Origin of the sequence: Pseudolactococcus reticulitermitis, from assembly GCF_002260845.1 — a bacterium.
Lineage (GTDB): Bacteria > Bacillota > Bacilli > Lactobacillales > Streptococcaceae > Pseudolactococcus > Pseudolactococcus reticulitermitis.
The window spans coordinates 110,083-131,720 of sequence record NZ_BEDT01000005.1 but is presented as its reverse complement, the minus strand read 5'-3'; the positions used below and the strand labels follow the sequence as shown (position 1 = coordinate 131,720).

Annotated in this window: 21 protein-coding genes and 1 tRNA gene; 2 read left to right on the top strand and 20 right to left on the bottom strand. The window is 39.7% G+C overall.

Going from position 1 to position 21,638, the window contains the following annotated elements; translation table 11 throughout:
- Positions 1-154: 154 nt before the first annotated feature.
- From RsY01_RS09410 to RsY01_RS09395, 4 genes are all read right to left on the bottom strand, one after another.
- Positions 155-4,084, bottom strand: a complete 3,930-nt coding sequence (locus RsY01_RS09410) for an InlB B-repeat-containing protein (RefSeq protein WP_094785285.1) — start codon at positions 4,082-4,084, stop codon at positions 155-157.
- A gap of 455 nt (positions 4,085-4,539) precedes the next feature.
- Complete coding sequence (locus RsY01_RS09405; RefSeq protein ID WP_094785284.1) at positions 4,540-6,489, bottom strand: PTS fructose transporter subunit IIABC; 1,950 nt, start codon at positions 6,487-6,489, stop codon at positions 4,540-4,542.
- Between the two features lie 33 nt (positions 6,490-6,522).
- The gene (pfkB, locus tag RsY01_RS09400) at positions 6,523-7,434 is read right to left on the bottom strand and encodes a 1-phosphofructokinase (protein WP_094785283.1); all 912 of its coding nucleotides are present in this window, start codon (positions 7,432-7,434) and stop codon (positions 6,523-6,525) included.
- Complete coding sequence (locus RsY01_RS09395) at positions 7,412-8,134, bottom strand: DeoR/GlpR family DNA-binding transcription regulator (protein ID WP_094785282.1); 723 nt, start codon at positions 8,132-8,134, stop codon at positions 7,412-7,414. Before RsY01_RS09395 ends, pfkB begins: the two co-directional genes overlap by 23 nt.
- Positions 8,135-8,337: 203 nt before the next feature.
- On the opposite strand from RsY01_RS09395, the gene RsY01_RS09390 reads away from it, so the two are divergent.
- Positions 8,338-8,420: transfer RNA gene (locus RsY01_RS09390), tRNA-Leu, on the top strand.
- An 86-nt stretch (positions 8,421-8,506) separates the two neighbouring features.
- Here RsY01_RS09390 and RsY01_RS09385 read toward each other — a convergent pair.
- From RsY01_RS09385 to RsY01_RS09365, 5 genes are all read right to left on the bottom strand, one after another.
- Positions 8,507-9,637 (bottom strand): cation:proton antiporter, encoded by a 1,131-nt coding sequence (locus tag RsY01_RS09385; RefSeq protein WP_094785281.1) that lies wholly within the window; start codon positions 9,635-9,637, stop codon positions 8,507-8,509.
- A gap of 123 nt (positions 9,638-9,760) precedes the next feature.
- Complete coding sequence (locus RsY01_RS09380; protein ID WP_094785280.1) at positions 9,761-11,116, bottom strand: hemolysin family protein; 1,356 nt, start codon at positions 11,114-11,116, stop codon at positions 9,761-9,763.
- A 75-nt stretch (positions 11,117-11,191) separates the two neighbouring features.
- A complete protein-coding gene (locus RsY01_RS09375; protein WP_094785279.1) occupies positions 11,192-12,319 on the bottom strand; it encodes an AI-2E family transporter in 1,128 nt (375 codons plus the stop codon).
- 161 nt (positions 12,320-12,480) lie between these two features.
- Positions 12,481-13,155, bottom strand: a complete 675-nt coding sequence (locus tag RsY01_RS09370; protein WP_094785278.1) for a hypothetical protein — start codon at positions 13,153-13,155, stop codon at positions 12,481-12,483.
- Between the two features lie 14 nt (positions 13,156-13,169).
- Positions 13,170-13,568 (bottom strand): hypothetical protein, encoded by a 399-nt coding sequence (locus tag RsY01_RS09365; RefSeq protein WP_094785277.1) that lies wholly within the window; start codon positions 13,566-13,568, stop codon positions 13,170-13,172.
- A 213-nt stretch (positions 13,569-13,781) separates the two neighbouring features.
- Between RsY01_RS09365 and RsY01_RS09360 the strand changes: the two genes are divergently transcribed.
- Positions 13,782-14,225, top strand: coding sequence for a GNAT family N-acetyltransferase (locus RsY01_RS09360; RefSeq protein ID WP_094785276.1), 444 nt, complete (start codon positions 13,782-13,784; stop codon positions 14,223-14,225).
- 100 nt (positions 14,226-14,325) lie between these two features.
- Here RsY01_RS09360 and RsY01_RS09355 read toward each other — a convergent pair whose 3' ends face one another.
- The 11 genes from RsY01_RS09355 to spx all read right to left on the bottom strand — a co-directional run bounded on the left by RsY01_RS09355 (position 14,326) and on the right by spx (position 21,495).
- Entirely contained in the window at positions 14,326-14,634 is a 309-nt protein-coding gene (locus RsY01_RS09355; RefSeq protein WP_094785275.1) for a hypothetical protein, read from the bottom strand.
- Positions 14,635-14,638: 4 nt separating this feature from the next.
- Entirely contained in the window at positions 14,639-14,920 is a 282-nt protein-coding gene (locus tag RsY01_RS09350; protein ID WP_094785274.1) for a hypothetical protein, read from the bottom strand.
- Between the two features lies 1 nt (position 14,921).
- Positions 14,922-16,136 carry a hypothetical protein gene (locus RsY01_RS11035; protein ID WP_174655198.1) on the bottom strand — a complete coding sequence of 405 codons (1,215 nt, stop codon included), beginning with the start codon at positions 16,134-16,136 and terminating at the stop codon, positions 14,922-14,924.
- Between the two features lies 1 nt (position 16,137).
- Complete coding sequence (locus RsY01_RS09340) at positions 16,138-16,593, bottom strand: hypothetical protein (RefSeq protein WP_094785273.1); 456 nt, start codon at positions 16,591-16,593, stop codon at positions 16,138-16,140.
- Positions 16,594-16,676: 83 nt separating this feature from the next.
- Positions 16,677-17,048, bottom strand: coding sequence for a hypothetical protein (locus RsY01_RS09335; protein WP_133063209.1), 372 nt, complete (start codon positions 17,046-17,048; stop codon positions 16,677-16,679).
- A 77-nt stretch (positions 17,049-17,125) separates the two neighbouring features.
- Positions 17,126-17,839 carry a hypothetical protein gene (locus RsY01_RS09330; protein ID WP_094785271.1) on the bottom strand — a complete coding sequence of 238 codons (714 nt, stop codon included), beginning with the start codon at positions 17,837-17,839 and terminating at the stop codon, positions 17,126-17,128.
- A 255-nt stretch (positions 17,840-18,094) separates the two neighbouring features.
- Entirely contained in the window at positions 18,095-18,286 is a 192-nt protein-coding gene (locus RsY01_RS09325) for a DUF4176 domain-containing protein (RefSeq protein WP_157905812.1), read from the bottom strand.
- Positions 18,287-18,682: 396 nt separating this feature from the next.
- On the bottom strand, positions 18,683-19,555 hold the full coding sequence (gene rsmA, locus RsY01_RS09320; RefSeq protein ID WP_094785269.1) for a 16S rRNA (adenine(1518)-N(6)/adenine(1519)-N(6))-dimethyltransferase RsmA: 873 nt from the start codon (positions 19,553-19,555) through the stop codon (positions 18,683-18,685).
- A complete protein-coding gene (rnmV, locus tag RsY01_RS09315; RefSeq protein ID WP_094785268.1) occupies positions 19,546-20,118 on the bottom strand; it encodes a ribonuclease M5 in 573 nt (190 codons plus the stop codon). The genes rsmA and rnmV overlap by 10 nt, the downstream gene beginning before the upstream one ends.
- Positions 20,111-20,881 carry a TatD family hydrolase gene (locus RsY01_RS09310; RefSeq protein WP_094785267.1) on the bottom strand — a complete coding sequence of 257 codons (771 nt, stop codon included), beginning with the start codon at positions 20,879-20,881 and terminating at the stop codon, positions 20,111-20,113. Before RsY01_RS09310 ends, rnmV begins: the two co-directional genes overlap by 8 nt.
- 215 nt (positions 20,882-21,096) lie before the next feature.
- Positions 21,097-21,495: a transcriptional regulator Spx gene (spx, locus tag RsY01_RS09305; RefSeq protein WP_094785266.1), complete on the bottom strand. Its 399-nt coding sequence runs from the start codon at positions 21,493-21,495 to the stop codon at positions 21,097-21,099.
- Positions 21,496-21,638: the final 143 nt, after the last annotated feature.

Genomic DNA, 21,638 nt, shown 5'->3' with positions numbered 1-21,638 from the left:
TTTGCTACAGCTCCTGTAATTACTTTTTACTGCTCGTGCAATTATTTTTTACAGATTGTGTAAAACTTTTTTACTGCTCCTACAATCAACCACATGAAAAAACAGCCTTTCAAGTTTGAAAAGCTGTCTTTGAGATTTGAGACAATTTCACTTGCTAGTCTATTTCTTTCGCAAATCTCTTGCCAAGTTTTAACCAAGATAGGAAACTGACCAAGGCAACTAAAATGAACCCAAGCATGAGATTAAACACATTTTGTGTGTCACCTGTTTTAGGCAACTGTTGACCTGTCGTTGGTAAGGTTTGACCTGTTGCTGGCAACTGTTGACCAGTTTTGCCTTGTTGGTCTGGCTGCGTAGCATTAGTTCGTTTATAGACAAAGCTGAAAGTTTGGGCTTGATCGGTGATAACCGCATTGATTTTATCACTAAGGGAAATCAACTCGTACCCGTCAATCATTGGCGCAGAGCTTGAAATCACGTCACCATTTTTACCCGTGTAAACTGTTGCAGTTTTAATCTCTTTACCATTTTGGTCTACATAACGAACTGTGACTGGTGCTGGTACTTCAGGTGCTTCAAGAATCGTCACAGTTGTTTCTGTCGTCACTTCTTTATCCAATGCGCTCAATAAACGGCTATAACGATTAAATCTCAGGTTTGGATTCCTATTCGTGAAGGTGACCTTGTAGACACCTACCGGCAATTCTTCAAAGTCAGTCTCACTGTAAACTTTACCGTCGATAATCGCCCAAAGCTCTGCGTATTCGACTACACCACCATCTTCATCATAAAGCACTGGCGCATGATGGGTGTGATTCCAAGTGTAAGTCGTGTTGGCTTTGATCGTCCGCTCAATCGAATGCGCTTCAATGCGTGCTTGGTCTCCTTTGAAATGTGCATACAACGTTTGGGTGCCCATCGCTGTATCGGAAATAGCCGTCACTTCTTGGTCATTTTCATCAAACCAGCCGAGGAAGATATAGCCGTCTTTCATTGCTGGTTCAAGGTTAGAGACACCAATACCGTAAGTGTACTGATCTGGATTTGCAGGATCGTTTTCACCGCCATCTAACTCATAGTTAATCGCATAATCATCAACACGCCAGTGGGCATAGAGGATTTTATCCTCTTTTTCAGTCGCTGAAATACTTGCGACTTTGTTGCCACCACTTGCTTTATCATACCAACCTAAGAAAGTATGACCTGTCTTCGTCGCATTTTCAAAGCTTGTGACACCTGTACCAAACTCATAATGGGTTGGGTTCGTCCCATTTACACCACCATCTAGTTCATAGGTGATGGTGTAATTCCAATGGGCATAAAGGTATTTCGTGCCTGTCGCTGTTGATGGGATATTAGTAATCAGATTACCACCTTCAGCGGCATCATACCAGCCAAGGAAGTGGTATCCTGTCTTCGTCGCAGCTTCAAAGCTTGCTACACCGACATCGTAAGTATAGTTTTCAGGGTTAGCATTGGCATTGTCGCCTCCAGCTAAATGGTAGATGATGTCATACTTGTTAGCTGTCCAACGCGCGTAGAGCGTTTTATTGCCTGTCGCTGTTTTTGAGATTTCTGTGACTGGATTTCCACCTGTTGGCACATCGTACCAACCTGCAAAGGTATAGCCTATTTTACCTGTCGCAGGCGCAAAGCTGGTCACACCGACGCCGTACGTATAGTTTATTGGATTACTTATAGGATTTGCACCACCGTCTGGTTCATAGTTAATGGCATAAACGATTGGTGCCCACTGAGCAGTATAAGTCACAGTCTCAGTGACATAATCGGTAACAACTGGATCCCAACCTGTGAAAGTATAGCCCGTTTTACCTTTTGGTGTCATGCCATCCGTACCCATAGCGCCAGAGAAAGCTGGTGTCATACTGTTAATAACACGGCTAGTGTGCGTGTTAGCCGTGAAATCGCCTTGTGTGCCTGGGGCATAGATGACATTGAATTTATATTTGGTGTTCTGGACATTCACCGTCTTGCCTGCTGTATCTTCAGAGGTAATAGTAAATGGAGCCGATAAAACCCCAACACCAGCAACATAGCCTGGTGAATGTTCTAAGTCATATTCAGTACTTGGGGCAGCAATTTGGACGAAGCGGTAAGTACCGTCGCCCACTGAACCCGCATTAACAAAACCATAATTAGCAGCATCAGTTGTCCATGGACCACTGCCATTGCCATTATAATCTACCCAATTAGCACCGTCTTGTTTTTGGAGTTTAAAGGTGCCAGCAAGTGGTAAATTGGTGTCGGTATCAGCTAGATAAACACCCACTGAACCTGAAGAAATAGTCTCTCCTGAACCTGACGGAACTTGAAGTTGCCCAGTAGCTGAATAATCCTTTGAAATACCACTCTTGGTGATTTTAGCGGTGTTTTTGATGGTTGTAGTTGTAGCAACTTGGGGATAGGTTTCAGTAACAAACCCCATATAGAAAGCTACTTTCCCTCCAATGACATTTTCATTACCATAGGTCTTCGTCATGAAATCTTTCAACGTATCGCGGTCTGACTCAAGATAAGAGCCATTGTTAATCGCATTGTTAACTGCTGTGTTCAAGAAATTGGCATCCAAATCAGAATATCTTATACCATCACTTCCCATATCCCCTAGATAAACTACTAAAGTGTATTGGTCAAAAGCATCTTTATAAAAACCGTATTGATAAACACCTAACCTATTCTTAAAATCCGCGTAAGATTCCCCTGAGTTCTGAGTTATTTTAGTCGTAGGTATCGTATGAAGAGCACCAGCTGCACCAGATAGAACACCTGTAGACAAATCAGTTGGAAGATATACCCTATTCTCTAATGAAAACTCAGTCGGAATTCCATTGAGAACATCTTCAATATAAACACTGCTTTGAATATCATATGCCGTACCAAAGCTTTCCCCTAATCGCCTTAACTCTTTATTACCAATACTAAAATTCCAGGTTGCCGTCGTATTTGAAGTTGACCTCAAGTATTTTCCATCACTGGCACCTAAAGCTGATAACGATGAACTATTCTTGAAATTAATTACTTTATCTATCCCACCAAAGGACACAATCGTGTCACCACCTTGGGGGGCACAAGCTGCTGAAAAGGCATTCGCACCAGAGATGAATTCAGCAGAAATACTCTGTTGTCCTGTCACGTTAACACCTATGACTACTTCGATTTTATTACTTTGAATTCGCCATTGACCTAAAACTGTCCCTAAAGAATCGGTAAAGTTCGTCCAAGCATAATTCGTAGCACCCCAATTACCACCCGGTGTACTAACGGGACGATTAAACGAAAATGTGTCCCCTTCGTTCAAAGTACCACTTAATGGTGTTAAGGTCCAGTTAAATTTCAGCTGATAGACTTGACCTCTTGTCCCTTGGTTCGTTATAGAAAGAGGAATACCTGAACTATCTAAAATTTCCCAATCGTTAACGACGACTTGACTCGAATAATCAATTGATAATGCCCGAGGCATTAGTTTGGCTTTGGTTGCTGGTTTAAGTTCTGGCGTTGGTTCTGGGTACGACGTCGCCGCAATAAAAGCAATATTTTGTGAACTATCGCCTACTTGAACCGCCTGGGTCAGATTTTTTTCAACATCCGTTGTTAAAACGGCATCAGTTTGAATGACGACATCAACTTCATCAAGACCAGTCACTGTTTCATTTAAACTCAACAAAATGACTTGATTTTGAATCGTGAAACTTCCGACAACTTTACCGAGCTTGTTCACTAAGTCTTTTGGTGTTTCTTGTTGACCTGACCAAGTACCTATCTCAGAATTTTCAGGCAGAGCAAGTTGATACAAATCACCTGCTGTGAGTTTTAACCCTTCTAAAGCCTGTAAATGAACTTCTGCTTGTAGCGCATAAGCTTCCTCGACTTTGACAGGATTTTCTTCAGAAACCACTTCATTTTTTGAATTCAAGAGGTGCCAGCTACTCACTGGGACTGTCGGAGGTGCAATATCTTCTGCAAAAACTGCTGTTAATGGCGCAAAGACATTAAACACCAAGCTTAAACCAAGGAAGATAGAGACTAATTTTTGTCTAATTTTAGACCTGTTTTTATAAGACATAATCGTCACTCTTTCTATATAATTTTGAATTGTTTTTAAGACGAATCAAAATGATTCAGCGTAGCTGAAAGAACAACAGCTACATTTTCACTGTTGACTGTTGACTGTTGACATTTATTTGTTCCGCTTGCGCATCACAAATAAACGCCAACAGCGATCTAGTGATAACTGAAAGCATAGGAGAAAAAACATTTGTTTTGTTGTTTGAAATTAGCATGTGTTTTTTCTCCTTCTAGCGCATCTTATATAACTTTTTTTATTATATAGTTTAGTTATCAATTTATATAAATAAACTTATTCTATGTTTAAATTTTACCATATTATTCATTTAAAAACAATTCATTCGTTAATTAAAATCTAATCATTTCTTATGTTTGGGCATTTTAAATTTTAAACAAAAAGAACGCCTACAACAGACGTTCTTTTCGTGATAAAAACTTAGATGAGTTTGAAACTTATTTCGCTTTACGCAAGGCACCAAAGACAAGACCTGAAATCACTGCACCAATAGCAACTGCTACTAGATACATCACAGGATTGCTTGTCAAGGCAATCACGAAGATACCACCGTGTGGCGCCATGAGTTTGATACCGAGCGCGCCAACGAGACCACCTGTGACAGCAGAACCGAGGATAAATGATGGAATCGCACGAGCGGGGTCAGCGGCACCGAATGGAATCGCCCCTTCGGTGATGAAGGAGAGTCCCATGACGATATTTGTCAAACCTGAGTTTTGTTCTTCTTTGGTAAATTTGTCTTTAAATAGAAGTGTTGCCACAAAGACTGCGAGTGGTGGCACCATCCCACCTGCCATCACTGCTGCCATGACGACTGAGCCACCAGATGCGACAGTCGCTGCAAGTGTGCCTGTCCCGAAAACATAAGCTGTTTTGTTAAATGGACCACCCATATCAATAGCCATCATACCACCAAGTAGTGCACCAAGCAAGATGGCATTGGCACCTGATAAGCTGTTCAAGAAGCCAGTTAGACCGCTGTTGATAGCTGCCATTGGAATATTGACAAAGAGCATGAGAAAACCAGTGATTAACACACCCAAAACTGGGTAAACTAAGATGGAAACAATACCACTCAATGACCGTGGGACATTGGCGAAGCCTTTTTTAAGAACGATGATGACACCACCGGCAAGAAAACCGCCGACAAGCGCGCCTAGAAAACCAGACGGTACACCAGACAGAGCTAAGGTCTGCTCACCACCACTGGCAAATGGGACTTTACCGAAGGCAAGACCATTTGACGCAATCGCACCTGCAACGAAACCTGCCACCAAACCTGGTTTTTCAGCGATGGAGTAGGCGATATAACCGGCGAGGATAGGGAGCATGAAGCCGAAAGCTGCGCCACCGAGTTGCTTGAAGATCGCCGCTAACTCATGGTAACTACCGAGGTTGCTGAGCTGATCTTTGGGCACACCCATGGCGTTGTCGATGAGGAAGGCGATGGCGATCGCAATCCCGCCACCGATAACGAATGGGAGCATGCTTGACACCCCACTCATCAAGTGTTTGTAGAAAGCTTTCCCGATGCTGAGTTTTTCCTCAGTCGCGTTTTCTTGGGCTTGACCTGTTGCTTTATAAGTTGGTAGGTTGCCTGAAAGCGCTTCTTTAATCAAGTTTTCTGGTTCACGAATGCCCGCCGCAACGGGTTTCAAAATCAAGGGTTTGCCATCAAAACGGTCCATTTCGACAGCCTTATCCGCTGCGATAATCACACCTTTGGCTTGTTTGATATCGTCTGCTGTCAATTTGTTACCGACACCAGACGCGCCATTTGTTTCGACCTTAATCGCCACACCAAGCACTTTGGCTTGTTTTTTAAGGGCTTCTTCAGCCATGTAAGTGTGGGCAATCCCTGTCGTACAAGCTGTGACCGCAACGACGAAATCTTCACCAGTGTTAATCGCTGTAACCGCTGCTTCGACTGTTGCTGCTTCAGCTTCGTCGAATGTTGCCAAGACTTGCTCAGGCGTTGTTGTCGCGCGGAGCAAATCGGCAAAGCTATCTTTCATCAGATATTTAGACAACTCCGCAAGCGCCGCTAAATGCGTGTCGTTCGCCCCATCCGGTGCTGCAATCATAAAGAATAAATCAGTCGGTTGACCATCTAATGATTCATAGTCTAATCCACCATCTTTCTTAGCAAATAACACGACGGCTTCTTTAACTGCCGCATTTTTGCTATGCGGCATGGCGATACCCTCGCCAAGACCAGTCGTCGTCAATGCTTCACGCGCCAAGATACCGGATTTAAACGTTTCAAAGTCAGTGACATAGCCTGTGTCAACGAGTTTTTGGACCATTTCTGAAATGGCGTCTGCTTTATTGGTTGCCTTGAGCGATAAGATCATCGCATTTTTTTGCAATAAGTCCTGAATTTTCATAAGAAAACCTTTCTAAATATAAAATAAACTGAATTAAAGTTCTTCAATAACCACTTGCTCAGCGATTGCTTGGATAAAATCTGCTGCTGCCAAGTCATCTGAGAAAGCTGTCGCCGTGCCACAGGCAACGCCTTGACGGAACGCTTTGACCGCATCATGTGACTTGGCAAATTCTCCAACAAACCCAGCAATCATCGAGTCGCCTGCGCCAACAGAATTTTTAACCGTGCCTTTAATCGCCTTGGCAAAGTAAGTTTTACCATCTGCAAATAACAGCGCACCGTCGCCAGCCATCGAAATCATGGCGTATTGGGCGCCATCAGCCAAAAGCTTATGCCCGTATGGGATTAAATCATCTACACCGTCGAACTCGACACCGTAGATAGCACCTAGCTCATGGTTATTAGGTTTGACAACCAAGGGGCGGTTTGCCAAAGATTTAACCAAGACATCCCCTTCAATGTCAATGACAAACTCAGCCCCTTGCGCTTTGATTTTGTTAATGACCTCCAGGTAGAAATCTTGCCCTAGACTTGCAGGTGCTGAACCGGCTAGAACAACGATATCTTCAGCGGTCAAAACATCGAGTTTAGCAAAGAAACTATCCTGTTCTGCTGCTGAGATTGTCGGCCCTGCACCATTGATCTCGCTTTCGATACTTGATTTAATTTTGACATTGATCCGCGTGTCTGATGCAATCTTGACAAAATCTGTTTGAATTGCTTCTGCTTCTAATTTTTCTTTGATAAAAGCACCAGTGAAACCACCAAGAAACCCGAGAGCAGTCGAGTGTGAGCCAAGGCGAGCTAAGATGCGGGAGACATTGATGCCTTTACCACCTGGGAATTTATCGTCGCTAGTCATGCGATTCACTTCACCAACCTTGAATTCCGGCAGTCGCACCAAAAAGTCGATAGAGGGGTTAAGTGTTACTGTGTATATCATGAATTTCCTCCGTAATCATGTTAATCTTATCATCAAATTCTGCGATTTTTGCAAAATAGATTTGACCGAGTTTCGAGCTGTCAGCTAAGATATATTTCTCTTTGGCTTGCTGTAAAACTAAACGCTTAATCATTGCTTCTTCTTCATCTGCCGTTGTGATCCCACCATCACGTGAAACGCCATTCGCCCCGATGAAGGCCTTGTTAAAGTTAAAAGTCACCAACTGCTGAACGGCGAAATTACCTGTAACAGCTTCTGTCGTTGGCTTAACTGCACCACCGATGATAATCGTCTTAATCTTTTTATCAATCAAGTTCGATGCGGTGTGTACCGAATTTGTGACCACGGTGAGGTTATCTGCCTCCGCGAGATAGTCTGTCATCATAGCGACAGTCGTACCGGCATCCATGAAAATAACATCATCATTGTCGAGGTGGCTGACTGCACGTTGGGCAATCATTTGTTTGGCTTGCACGTTTTTGACAGATTTTTCAGCCACACCTTCTTCATAGCGTAGATTGAACAAACTTTCCGCACCACCATGAACACGTTTGAGTTGCTGGCTAGCATCCAACTCTGTCAAATCACGTCTGACCGTTGATTCACTTGTGTCCAATGCTTGTGCCAACAGCTCCAAAGTCACATAACCTTTTTGAGTCACAAGGTCTAAAATTTTTTGTTTTCTCGCATTTTTTAGCATAGCCATTCTCCTAGCATTTCAGTACAACAACTCTATTGGCATGATATGGAATCGTTTACAGGTTCATTATACAAGCAAAACAAATCATTGTCAAGCATTTTCTGCCAAAAACTTCCAAAACTTATCACATTGTGGAAATAGAAAATGATATCCTATGTTTTTCCGACATTTTTTCTATTTTTTTGATATAATAAAATAGTCGAGCGGAGGTGGCGGAATGGCAGACGCGCATGCTTCAGGTGCATGTATCCGTACGGGTGTGAGGGTTCAAATCCCTTTCTCCGCATCACAATACAAACAAAAATAGTCTAGCAGCTCAGATTTGAGTTGCTAGACTATTTTTGAGTTTTCCAACTTTAATTACTGCCTAAATTACCTTTTATCTAACGTCATTTTTATCAAAAATGGTGCAATTAGCGTCGAGAAAATAATCACAACAACAAGCTCACTATAAACACTTGTGCCAATCAACTTGCTTGAAAGACCTATCTGAGCCACAATTAAAGCCATTTCCCCACGGCTAACCATACCACTACCAATCAATAGACTTTCTTGTTGAGAGAATTTGAAACCGCGAGAAACGAGGTAACTTGGGATAAATTTTGATAAAACAGCCAGAGAGATTAAAACAATTAAAAATAATGGCTTTTCAAAGACGCTCGAAAAATTAATGGGCAGGGCGATTGTCACAAAGAAAATTGGAATGAAAAAGACATAGGAAATCTTAGTAATAGAAGCCTCAATTTTTTCAGCCATGTCCGTTTGACCAATCGACAAACCTGCAAAAAATGCGCCAATCACTGCACTCATCCCCACTGAATCAGCGAGAAGTGAAAAAATAAAACAAATCAAAAGACTAACAGTCGTATATTTCCCATAAATATTGAGTTTGCTAACAAAACGGAAGATGAAAGTGACCAACCATTTGAAGGCAAGGTAGAGAAAGATTAAGAAGATAACTTGCATGACGATTTTCAAACCAATATTTCCGCCAGTTTCTTGCGAACTCATAAAAAAACTTAGGACTAACACAGCCAAAATATCATCAACAACAGCTGCACCTAAAATGACTGCCCCTGCTCGAGAAGATAGCTTACCATACTCCTGTAAAACTTCAACCGTAATCGACACGCTGGTTGCTGAAAAGACAAGACCATAAAAAATAGCTACTGGTAATTGATAGCCGATATAAGTCGTCATGCCAGCATAAACAAACAGCGGGACTAGCACACTGAAAATCGCAATCAATAGACTCGGTTTCAGATGCTTTTTTAACAAGCTAAAATCACTTTCAAGCCCAGCCAAAAACATCAATAAAATGACGCCGATTTCTGCCAAAATTTCTAAGGTATGTGTGCCATGGATAACACCCAACATACTGGGCGTCAAAATAATGCCTATCAAAATCTGACCGACGACGACCGGAACGCCAATCCGCCTAGAGATAACCGTGGCAATGAGACTGGCGCCTAAAATAATCGTCATGTAACTTAATTCCTGCATTAAATTTCCCTTTTCTCAACTTGTTATAATCAGTATAATACACGTATCGTTATACTATCTTGCCACTTCCGATTATGTTAAAACATAAAAAAATGAGCGTCTGCCCAGACGCCCACCCTGTTCTTATTTCTCTTCACTATCCTTCTCATCAGTCTCAATAACTTTTTGATCATGGAAAGTGACCCGTAATTTGACAAGTCGTGTGCCCTCAACTTCAAGACTGGTTAAAGTCAAGTTGTCTTTCTCGGTCACAACATCATAGTCAATCTGTTCTTTTTCGCCTGGAATAGCACCAATCCCCGCCATGAAATAGCCGGCAATGGTATCAACATCATCTGATTCTAGGTAGGTATCGAAATACTCGTTGAAGTCATTCAGCGTCAAGCCACCTTTAACGATAAAGATATGCTCATTAATTTTGAAAATGTCTTTCTCGGCAACGTCAGACTCATCTTCAATTTCGCCAACGATTTCCTCTAAGAGATCTTCAAGGGTCACAATCCCCTCAACACCACCATATTCATTAAGCAAAATCGCCATTTGATTTTGCGTTTTCTTAAGTTCACGCAAGAGGTCATCGACAAAAATCGTCTCAGGCACAAAGAGGGGTTCCTGTAAAATCGACTGTAAATCTAAGTTGTCAAATCCTTTTTCATAAGCGCTTTTCAGTAACGTTTTAGTGTGTAGAACACCAACGACCTTATCTTTATCATCGATATAAACAGGAATTCTACTGTAGTTTTGCGAGAGAACATCTGCAATATTATCATGAATGTCTTCGTTGATATCAATCATGAAAGCATCCGTTCTTGGCACCATAATCTCACGCGCCATCAGCTCATCCAAACTGAAAACGCCTGCCAACATCTCACGCTCATTTTCATCCAAGACACTACTATCCGCATTTAGGATGTATTCAATCTCATCACGCGTCATGTTCTCAGAATCATCATCAAAAGTCATCGGTGTCAATTTACTGAGAATATTCGTCGATGTGGCGAGTAACCAAACAAAAGGACTCATGATGGTTCCCAAAATTTTCAGGGGGGTCACCGCCGCTAAGGCATATGTTTCTTTAAGATTTTGCGCGATACGTTTGGGATATAACTCACCAAAAACAATCGATACATAGGTCAAAATGGCAAGAATGATGATTGTCGCCAAGTTCTTAGCTGTCGCCGTTCCGCCCAGAACAGGTGCAAGTTTTGACGCCAAAGTATCAGCTAGACTTGCCCCTGACAAGATATTAATCAGGGTAATCCCGATTTGAATCGTTGACAGAAAGTTACTTGGTTGGTTTAAAATACCAAGCAATTGTTGATACTTCTTATCGCCTTCTTCTGCTCTTTGCTCGACACGCGCACGGCTCGTCGATACTAGCGCCATTTCGGCACCTGCAAAGAGGGCATTCAGGATGGTCAAAACGACCAATAAACCAATTTGAAATATTAAGGACTGACTTTCGGGGTCAGGGTGCATGAGTTGTGTTCCTCCAATGTAGTTTTAGTATCGGTATCTAATGCCACTAATACTTGCAAATCGCAAGTTAAGACATTATTTCTCTATTATATCATACTTCTTGTTTTCAATCGTACCAAGTCGCACCGCTTTATGATTTTCCCAAAGCCGCCATGAAAATTTGACGATTTCTTTGACCAGTGAATAAAATGGCACCGCGATTAACATGCCGACAAGGCCATAGAGACTGCCGACCACTAGCATGAGTACCATAATGGTCACAGGATGGACTTCAACGGCTGAACCCACGACTTTCGGATAGATGATGCTCCCGTCAATTTGTTGCAAGGTCAGCACGACCAAGACAGCAATCAACGCTTGGATGGGATGCGTGAAAGCGACTGTCAGCACAACAGGTATGACACCGATATAAGGGCCGATGTAAGGAATGAGGTTCGTTACTGCCGCAAAAGCTGCAAACAAGAAAGCGTAGGGGATGCCGATAATCATATAGGAGATAAAGACCGTCACAAAAATAAACAAACAATCAATGGCTGCACCACTGATAAATTTAGAAATCGTACCATTCATATCATCTAAAAGCCCGACGATATTCAGTCGGTCTGATTTTAAAACTGTTTTTTTCAAAAACGGCAGCATATCCTTGCCGTCTTTCAACATGTAGAAAAGTAAGACAGGCACTAAAGCCAAGACCATGAAAATTTTTGAGACAACTGCGACGACATTTGACACGCTGAGGGTCACGCCAGATAGGAGGTTTTGCAGAATGTCCATATAGCTGATATTGGCTTTATTAAGCAGGGCCTTGAAGTCAATCTCGCTAAAAGCAGGGTTCTCAGATAATTTCTCCAACCATTTTTGCAACTCAGGGTAGATATTACCCGAGGCATTAATCAAGTCGGACAATTGGGTGATAATACTTGGCACCAGCGACATCACAGTAAAGACGAAACCACCGATGATGATGATGAAAACGAGTACGATGCCCCAAATCCGTTTGAGCTTGAATTTCCTCTCTAAAAATGAGACAAGTGGATTACAGACATAGTAAAAGAAACCCGCGATGATAAAGGGCAGGAAAACCATTGAAAACAAGGTTGTGATTGGCTTGAAGACAAAACTGATATGCGTCATCAGCCAAATCAAAGCCACAACGGCTAGTATCTCTATCGTCCAAAAAAATAATTTCGAGCTTTTAAACATGCGTCCACCTTGTATTTCTATTTTTTACTGAATAACTCATTATACCATTTCTATTGATATAACTGACTTTCTTTATAGTCTAAATATAAAAACTCCCACTTCTTGAGAAAGATGTGGGAGTGTATTATTAATAAACATTTTAGGGGATAACTCATAATTTGTTAAGCTGATAAATAATAAGTGACACTTATCACTCTTTCTCCGTCCATCCCTGATACTCTGACCGTTGCCTCCGTTATAGCATAAGGTTGAAGAGAGCTACTGTATGTCCCCCACGAGTCACTTACCGAATAGTTCCATGATGCTGAAGAAGGTAGTAAATGAGAAAAATTCCCACTCCCAGGATTACGCCAATAAAACGCTCTCTTTTGGACGTAATAGTATCCTTTATTCACAGTTGAACCAAAAGCATTATGGATTTTCACTGTATTATTACTAGCATTAGTCGAATATGTCAAACCTGCAGTAACTCTAACATCACTATCTTTTGTAGCTGAACCACTCTCATTTGTTACTTTTAAGCCAAATGATTCGGCAAGCTCTTTTCCTAGTTCAATTTCTAGATATTCAGTGTAAACTTTATCATTATTATAAATAGATGCAGAGTAACCTTGAATCATTCCCTCAATTGGCGTTACTTCATTTTTGGTAACTTTAACATCATTTTTATTTACAAAGATTTGTTTCTGCTCACCAGTTTCAGTATTTGTAATCTGTACTGAATACTTTGGTGGTGAGATTGTATTTTTAGAATTAGTTGCTTCTTCAGCGTGAATATTTATCGTAAAAGTTGTTATCAAAACCAAAGAAAGCAGTAGCATTATGACCTTTTTCATAACATTCCTCTTTTCTAACTTAATTCATCTGAACTTGTAGATGCGACACCCAAGAGTACTCCCCCTAAAACCCCTATCATAATATCTATTTTTTGTGGCAATAAATCAGGATCTTTTTTTATCAGGAAAAAAGATAAACTAACAACAATATAAGCAACGATAAGCAAAAAACAGCACAACTTTAATATACGAGTAACATTTTTGGCGCATTTTAATGAAATAAATAAAGGAACTAGATAGGCTACAAGAAACAAATAGAAAGATGGAAACAGCATATTAAAATATAAATACCATCTGAACATTTGCGCCTCTCTAGTAGGATAGTCTAGCTCTATAAATCTAATAAAGAATAGACTGACAATAGAAAACAAAGGGAAAAAGTTATAAAAAGACAATTTTTTCAACCGTATCATCTCACTACCTCCTTATCTATAAATATTATACCATTAACCCTCTTCTATGTAAACGCTTTCAACTTCGTCTGTGTTATATAATTAATGATATGAAATTTTTATGCAAAATTAAAACAAACTACTCAGTTAGCCTTTATGATACAATAAAGCAGTAGAAAAATTAAGACACAAATAGCATAGGAAATAAGTCATATCAAGATAAGTAGGAGCCCCATGAAAATCAAGCAAACCCGCGACACTTTATCCGACGTTTACGTCCAATCACTCAAAATCCGCAACACCGTCTTTGTCAAGGAACAGCAAGTCCCGCTCTCCCTCGAAATCGACAAAGACGAGGCCTACGCTATCCACTTTGTTTTGCTGCTCGACGACCCTAACGAAACCGCCGTTTCAACCTTGCGCCTCCTGCCTTCGGCAAATGGTGAGCAGGCTTTAATCCAGCGTGTCGCGACGCTCAAACCTTACAGAGGTCAGGGATATGCTCATGATCTGATGGTGCATGTCCTAGACTTTTTGCAGGAACAGCATTTTAAGCTCGTCGAGCTTCATGCCCAAATGCAAGCCATTCCTTTCTATGAAAAATTAGGCTTTGAGCCATTTGGTGAGATGTTTTTAGACGCTGGTATCCAGCATGTCGCCATGAAAAAAATAGTTTGACCCATTTGCCAAGGTTCAATAAAGAACTTTAACCAAAACAGCTAAACGGTAAATTGTAAACACACAAAAAGCAGAGTTTCAGGCTCTGCTTTTACTATGCCTATATTAAATTATTTAAAGCTGTATTGAAATTTGAATTTAATTCTCGTTCTTCGTCTTCAAGTTTTCTATGAGCTCTTTTAGTTTCTGTTAAAAACTCGTCATGAAGTTTATATAATCTATTGTCTAAAATATGTAATTCATGGGCACTTTGAGGAATAATTGAATATACTCTTTCCATTAAACGAGAACGTTCTCGTTTAAATTCATTTTCTTTTTCGAAAATGGCTTCTTTTTGACGATTGAGTTTTCGTTTATCATCATCATAATTTTCTTCAAGTAGCGCACGTTGTCTACGTTTATCTTCCATAATTTTAACATCCTTTTACTGGCGAAGTAAGTTCTAACTTCTTAATATTTTTCAAAAATTCCTTAGCAGCCTCTGAAGCTTTGCCTGTCAAAGCCCCTTTCAAGTCAGCAGGTAAATCACTTTGACTTGTCTGATACATAGATTCTTCAAACGCATCAAGTTCTTTCTGTAAAGTCTGTTTAATTTCTTGGACTTGTTGCGTTTTGACTTGCAACAACATTTGAATAGCTTGGCGTTCCATTTCTTTTTGTAATTCTATATAAGCCTCTTCAACATCTGAATACATCTTATCTTACCTTTCCACGAGCTGTAATATCTTGTTTAAACAATCTAGCACCTTCTTGACTATCGTAATCAGCTATTCTTCTTGAAACTACTGTTAGCGTATCTGAGAAGTCATAGAGACTATTTTTATATTTTTTAACCTCTTGTTTGATTGATGATTCAAGACCATCATCCCAGAAATCAGATTCTTGATAATTTTGAATCAACTTATCAACTTCCCAACCTTGCAAATAATTTTGAATCTCATAAGCACCTTGATTGATTTCTTGAACAATCGTTTTAATCTCAAGTTCAGCTTTCTCAAGTTCGGCCTTTATGGCAGATTCATAGCCTTGGGCAAGGTCTTTGGCGTGCTCTGAAATTGTGGCAATAAGTTCAGTCCGTAAAGCAATCTTCTTCCCTCCTGAACTTTTTGCGATACTACCTTGTAAATTAGATATTTTATCCTCGCCTTTTGAATCCTCAATATTAAATTTGATGTTGCCGTCTTTATCAAATTTGAAAGAAGTCAATAAATGACTATTAGCGTTACCTATATAATAAACAGAACCAGCGGTATTCTTAGCATCATGACTGACGACGAGCTTACCACCGACTTCCTCCTCATGCGCTCGATAGTTAATATATTGCGCCATATGAGCGTTCATATAATCCCGTTCTTCCTTGGATAAAGTATTATAGTTAAACCAACCGTGAAAAACGGTTGTGGGAATGTGATATTTAGCACCTATTTTCAACATATAAGCACTTTGAGAATAACCTGATAATTGGTTAATCTGCCAGTCAGGGTGTTCTTTCATTAGCTTTAATAGATATTGTTCAGCGGTATCATATTGTAAAGATAACCCTGGAACAGCTGCAGCTGCACCACCTAAATCATTTGGAGAGGTTGGGTTTGTGGCAGCAGCGATTACTGTCACATTACCATAATCAACCACACCATTATTGATTGGGGCAACTGCCATCCCTGAAAAGCCATCATTCGGTTTTACAGTATAAGGAACATCTTTATAACCACCATTAGGCTGTGGCTCGTGAAGAATGATAGTTCCTGATTTATCATTGTTGGAGGTTGAAATAACTTGAAATTTTTGATTTCCAATCTTTCTCTCAAAACCTTCATCAACATCTACAAAAGGTTTCCCTTTTTCTATATAATTATGGTCAACTCCGTATACCAGTTCATTTAATTCTTTAAGTTGTTTATCTGTTACCATGTTAAATTTCCTTTTTCTTTCCAGTTGAATACGTGACTAATACTGAATTTAACGTCTTTCCCGTTTCATCATATTTATCCATCAATTTTGTTATACCCATTGAATAACCACTAGTTTGAATATCTTGAATAGAGCCGTACCCAGTAAAATCTGAATAATATTCTGATTCTGGTTGTCCTTTAGTCCAGTCGGCTATAATATAGAATGTGGACCAGTAACTTCCAGTTTTACTATTTTTGCTTGTACCCTCAAACCTGATTTCTTTAATATCAGGAAATTCTTCCTTTAATTTTTTCGCAATCTCTGTTTCAAATCCCTCGTATCTCAATTTATTCGCCATTTCAGCTACTCTTTGATTATGCGTTTGTTTAGCCATATACATTTTTCCTCCTATAATTCCGACAACTACCAATAAACCAATGACAATCCTTATAATTATTTTCTTCCGTTTACTCATTCAATTTTTCCTATTCCTTATAATTATGGTCAACGCCATAAACTATACCGTTCAAATCTACAAGCTCTTGTTCTGTCGCCATTTTAAACCTCCTTATTTTTACCAGTTGAATATGTAACTAATACTGGTGTCACTGTTTTACCTGTCCCCTGATATTTATACATAGATTTTGACAAAATCATCGAATATACATGCGTTTGTATATCTTGAATATTATTATAATTTATCACTGAATGTCTCTCACTTTCAGGCTGATTTTCTGTCCAATCTGCAATAATCTGAAATGTTGACCAATAAAATCCCATTTTCCTATTTTTTGCAGTATCATCAAATCTGATTTCTTTAATATCAGGAAATTCTTCCTTTAATTTTTTCGCAATTTCTGTTTCAAACCCCTCGTATCTCAATTTATTCGCCATTTCAGCTATTCTTTGATTATGCGTTTGTTTAGCCATATACATTTTTCCTCCTACAATTCCAACAACTACCAATAAACCAATGACAATCCTTATAATTATCTTCCTTCGCTTACTCATTTAATTTTCACTTTTTTAACCTTTTCATCTGAGTATCTAACTTCAATATCTTTTGTAATATTTGTGTTAATATTATGTTTTAAAAGTTCTTCCACATCATCAGTATACTCAAAATTTTTAGGATTAAATTTTATTTTTTTTATTGTATTATCTGTAAAAGTAACAATTAGTGAGATTTTAGGCTCAGACATAAAAGGGTTTGTTGGAACATACTTTAATTTTTCAAATTCTAGTTTCTTAATATCAGGATATTTGTCAGTAACCATCTTGACAATTTCTTTCTCATGGTAAATAATTCCCCACATTTCACTTTTTTGATGTTCTTGAATACCCCTAACATTGGCAAATGTTATCAATGATAAAAAAGCGATTGAAAAAATAAATACTTTTTTAAAATCTAGTTGTTGTACATCTTCTTTATCCTTTGAATTTTTTGAGATAACTACAATTTGTGAGATTATAAAAGAAATAATTAAAAGTACATCTAACCATATAGTAATCCCTTGGAAGTCTCCTCCCGTATCATTATAAAGATTGTCATAGTAATAAAAAGCTCCTATAAGATTTATAATTAACAGGAAAAGAATAAATATAATGACTAGATATTCTTTGGTTGAAAGCCGTGCACGTAACTCTAAACTTATAAAACTCATAAATACTATTGGACTTCCTATTACCAAAATCATAACAATTAACGCTATTAATGTCATTTTTTCCTCTTCCTATTTGAAATCAATACTTACTATATTTATTGATTATTTCCCATTTCTAAGTTTATAAAATGGGGCTTTAAGATATTCAGGTTCCATTTCATCGTCTTGAATTGTTTGAGAAATAGGGTTAAGACTTGATGAAGTGACCTGATTTCCAATTTCCTGTGATGGATTGCTCGCCTTTTCAAGTTGTTGCTTGGCAAAAATTTCATCTTTTTCATCTTCATAACCAAAATGATGAAGTTCTGTTATTTAATTTTCAGCTATAATAATGGGTTCGTGAGTTGCAGTTTTTCCGAATGGGTGGAGAACCCCTCTATACTCCGCTAAAAACGTACCATCCTTTTGTTTTTGAAAACCTCTTGATATGATGATGTAAACGCTATCATTTTCTTTTACGCTAACAGTTGTTCCAAGTGGTAATAAGCTCATTTCTTCCGACATATTAAACCTCATTATCTTTCTAAATGTTATTATCATTTTATGTTATTTGTCAAAATTTTACAAATATTTCTACCTATGCTCACAAGATTTTAGAATAGGTATTCAAAAGACTATAAAATGAAACTATCAAAGGACATTATTTAAAAATTGCTTCTTTGGTTGTCAAAACAAGAAAAAACTAACAACTAAACTGCAACCAATTCAAAACAAAGATTATCTAAAATAGAAGCGCATGATATGAATAAAAAAATAGACTTATGGTGCTTTTGTTCGGAATGAAAACAAAAAAGCGCCACAAAGTCTATCAGGACAATCAAAAAGGAAAGTGGATGATACCACCTTTCCTTTCGTAGTTTGCTTACAGTTCCTTATGAGTATCTACACTAATGTGTCAGACTATTTTTTTAAAGGTAATAGTGCTTCTGCTAACTTGGCAAATTCTGGGATTGAGAGGGCTTCCCCTCGAATTTGTGGGGAAATGCCTGAGACTTCCAAGGCTTGTGTGAGTTGCTGACGAACTTCTTCCGTCTTACCAAAGGCTGACTGGAGATTGTTCCAAAGCGTTTTTCGTCTGTGAAGAAAGGCAAGTTTTGCGACTTTGAAAAAGAAGTCCTCGTCTGAAACCGCAACCATTGGCGCATCGCGCCGGGTCATCTTGAGAATGGCGGAGTCGACATTAGGCGCTGGCACAAAAACTGTTTTGGGCACGATAAAGGCGACTTGGGCGGTCATGTAGTACTGGACGGCGATGGAAAGGCTACCGTAGGCTTTGGTATTAGGCTCAGCTGAGATGCGGTCGGCGACTTCTTTTTGCATCATGACAACGAACTCCGTGAAAGGAATTTTACTCTCAATCAAGTGCATCAAAATCGGGGTTGTGATGTAGTAAGGCAGGTTCGCCACGACTTTGATGGGCAACTCTGGATTTTTGAAGTTGCGAATGTGCGTCTGTAAATCTGCTTTGAGGACATCCTCATTAATCACGGTGACATTGTCAAAATCACGCAAGGTGTCTGCCAAAATCGGAATCAAACGGTCGTCGATTTCAAAAGCCATGACTTCTGCCGCATTCTCAGCGATAAATTCTGTCAGGGCGCCGATACCAGGGCCGATTTCGATGACATTAACTTGGCGGTCAATTTCGGCTGTATCGACGATTTTCTGCAAGATATTGGTATCTGTCAGGAAATTTTGCCCCAGACTTTTCTTAAATGAGAAACCATGACGGTCTAGAATGGCTTTGGTGACGCGGTAATCTGCTATGTGCATGAATAATTCTCCATTATGTTTTCAACTTCTGCTAGGGTGATGCCAAACAATTCTAAACGTTTGAGCTGCTGCTTCGCATTGCTGTAACCAATTCTGAGTGTCTGACCCAGATATTCTCGTCTTTGCCGGCTGTCCCTATGACCGATTAAACCTAACCGAATCAAGTCGCCATGCGTGATGTCAAAATCAGTGTCATCCTCAAAATTCGACGTTAAATGCCCTAGGGCCTTCTCTAAATCGTCATAACTCGCATGTTCCACCCCGAGGGAACGCCCTTTAGTTTTCGATTTTGGCTTGGCCTCGTCTCGATTGAGAAAGGCGTGCTTGACGGTCGGAATGGCGGTCATGATGATGCGCCGAATCCGCTCACCACTGTGGTCAGGGTCTGTAAAGACGATGACGCCACGCAGGTCGTGCAGGCGCTCAATCCGCTCCAAATCCTCATCTGAAATCGCTGACCCTTGCGTTTCGTAAGTGTCAACCTCATAATAACGTTTGAGATTGGCGGTATCATCCTTGCCCTCGACGACAACAATTTCTGAAATTTTGCGTTTATCAGTCATGGAGGTCAAATATCCTCATGGCATTATCATAAGTCGCTTGGGCAACTTCATCTGCCGATATACCGCGGAGTGCTGCGATTTTTTCGACGACAAATTTCGTGTAGGCGGGTGTGTTTTCACGACCCCGGAAGGGCATGGGCGCAAGATAGGGCGCATCGGTTTCAACTAAGAGCTTATCAAGTGGTAATTTTGTCGCTGCCTCTTGGAGTTCCAGTGCCTTTTTAAAGGTCACGACACCTGAGAAAGAAATCATCATCCCCAAGTCTAAAAACTGCTTGGCTTCTGCATAAGTGCCTGAAAAAGAGTGCATGATACCACCACGTGGTCCGACACCTTCAGACTTGATGATAGCATAGGTGTCCGCCATGGCATCACGGGTATGAACAACAAACGGTAGATTATGCGTTTTAGACAACTGAATCTGACGACGAAAGACAGTTTCTTGCACGTCTTTCGGATCTGCCATCCAGTGATAGTCTAAACCAATCTCGCCAAGCGCGATCACTTTTGGATTCGCCAACTGCTGGACAATCATCGCCTCAATTTCAGATGTATAAAACCCAGCTTCAGTCGGGTGCCAGCCAATGGTTGCATATAAATTATCATAGGTTGCTGACAAAGCCAAACTCTGTTGAATTGTTGGCGTATCAAACCCTACGATATTAAGTTTGGTCACACCAAATTCACGCGCTTTCTCAATCTCCTCAGCTTCACGACCTGCAAAATTCGCTACATTTAAATGCGTATGGGTATCAAATATCAAGTGCTTCTCCGTTTTCTATTTCTGATGCCTGTGAATACTACTTTACAAGGTATTCCGCCAAACAACAGAAGCTACTGCTTCCATTATAACATTTATTTAGCAGTCGGTTTCGTATTGTAGCTAATTAATCCAATAAAGCAAACTCTATTTTTCCTAAATTGCCAGACAACAAAAAACTGTCCCTAAAGTCTGGACAGTTTGAACAGGTCAAGCACTCAAATGGCATCACGCAAGCGCAGGCCATCATTTTCTAAAACACGGACGCTACGTGGTAAAAATGCGCGAATTTCTTCTTCATTGTAACCAATGTGGAGACGTTTATCATCCATGATAATCGGACGACGTAGAATTTGTGGATTTTCAGAAATGATTGTGACAGCTTCCGATAAAGAAAGCTCCTCAAAATCAACATTTAATGATTTCACGAATCGATTTCGATTTGAAATCAAAGATTCAATGCCATCATCGCATTTTTCTAAAATATGTTTAACTTCATCTGTCGATAAAGGAAAGGACATAATATTTCTCTCGTCATATGAAATATCATGCTGACCTAACCATAGTTTCGCTTTCTTGCAACTCGTGCAAGATGGCGCTGTATAAATTGTTATCATAGTGACCTCCATGTTGGTATTTCTAACGCATTTCATGTTATTTATATGATATCAATTATAACATATTTTGTCATCAGTCAAAAGACCTATTCCCTAAAAAACTTCACTTTTTAAAACAATTATTAGTGGTTTGTTTAAAAAAA